Genomic DNA, 1,517 nt, shown 5'->3' on the forward strand with positions numbered 1-1,517 from the left:
TAGTGAAAGTTCGCCGATTTTTGTTTCACATGTTACAGTATCATAACTTGAATTTGGCAAGCTTTGATGCACAAAATCAATATCATGAAAGCCATGCGTACGAGACTGACCAGTAGAAAGAGCATATTCAATATGATCTAATTTACGTTTTGCCCTTACCACTTGTACCCCTCTTTATTTCTTTAATTTTTTCAGTTGTTCACCAATAATATCACCTAACTGGAAAGTAGCAGAATCAGCATTTGGCTCATATTGGCTATAATCTTCTGTTACATTATTTTCTTCAAGCGTTTCTTTTATGCTTAAAGAAATACGTTTTTCTGCTACATGGACTTCAAGTACTTTCACTTTTACTTCTTGTCCCATTTCCAATACTTCATTTGGATTTTTCACGTGACGATTTGCAATTTGAGATACATGCACAAGCCCTTCAACACCAGGTAAAATTTCAACAAATGCACCGAATGTAACAAGGCGTTTTACTACGCCCTCACGAATATCTCCAGCCTTTATTTCGCCAGCAACATTTTCCCAAGGTCCCGGCTGAGCTGCTTTAATTGATAAAGAAATACGTTGCGTATCAGCATCAACAGATAACACTTTTACCTTTACCTTTTGACCTTGCTCTAATACCTCAGAAGGTTGCTCTACACGTTCGTGTGAAATTTGTGAAATGTGTACTAAACCGTCCACACCACCAACGTTAACGAAAGCACCAAAATCCGTTAATCGTTGTACTGTTCCTTCAACAATATCCCCTTCTTTTAACGAAGAGATTGCTTCTTTTTTCTTAGAATCTAGTTCTAGTTCTACTACCGCTTTATGTGAAAGAATAACACGATTTTTTTCACGGTCTAATTCAACAATTTTCACCGTTAATGTTTTTCCTTTATAGTCAGCAAAATCTTCTACATAATGTACCTCTACAAGTGAAGCTGGGATAAAACCACGAACACCAAGGTCCACAACTAACCCACCATTCACGATATCTTTTACAGTAACATCAAATACATGACCAGAATTAAATTTCTCTTGTAATTCTACCCACGCTTTTTCTGCGTCAACAGCTCTCTTAGATAAAACAAGATCATCTTCTTCTAATTTAATAATTTTCAATTCAAGTGTTTGATCTAATTCTACAACATCGCTTGCTTTTTCAATATGAACGTTAGCTAATTCACTAATCGGAATTACGCCATCTGTTTTGTATCCAACATTTACAAGAACTTGTTTCTCTTCAACTTTCGTTACAGAACCTGTAACAACGTCACCAACTTGTAATTCTTTTGAATTCATAACTTCTTCATTCATTTTCTCTACCATGGAAATACCTCCCTACAGAATTGACAAAGCATTTTTATGTATATACGAAATGAAAACAAATGTTTTCATTTGCATGTTTAAGAATTTATCATCACATATTCTGTTTCAATACAGTTCACAAGAAACTATATTAAACCTATATAAATAGTATACAGCAAAATCATCTTGAAGAAAGTATGATTTGAAATATAATA

At 34.3% G+C, this 1,517-nt stretch carries 1 protein-coding gene and 1 pseudogene; both read right to left on the bottom strand.

Annotated elements, in window-relative coordinates; genetic code table 11:
• Nucleotides 1–162 (bottom strand): annotated as a pseudogene (locus AC1DTM_RS26045) (type 2 isopentenyl-diphosphate Delta-isomerase); the annotation flags it as partial.
• A 12-nt stretch (nucleotides 163–174) separates the two neighbouring features.
• The gene (gene rpsA, locus AC1DTM_RS26050; protein WP_088098874.1) at nucleotides 175–1,323 is read right to left on the bottom strand and encodes a 30S ribosomal protein S1; all 1,149 of its coding nucleotides are present in this window, start codon (nucleotides 1,321–1,323) and stop codon (nucleotides 175–177) included.
• Between the last annotated feature and the right edge of the window lie 194 nt (nucleotides 1,324–1,517).

This window comes from Bacillus sp. P4_D3 (assembly GCF_056401855.1).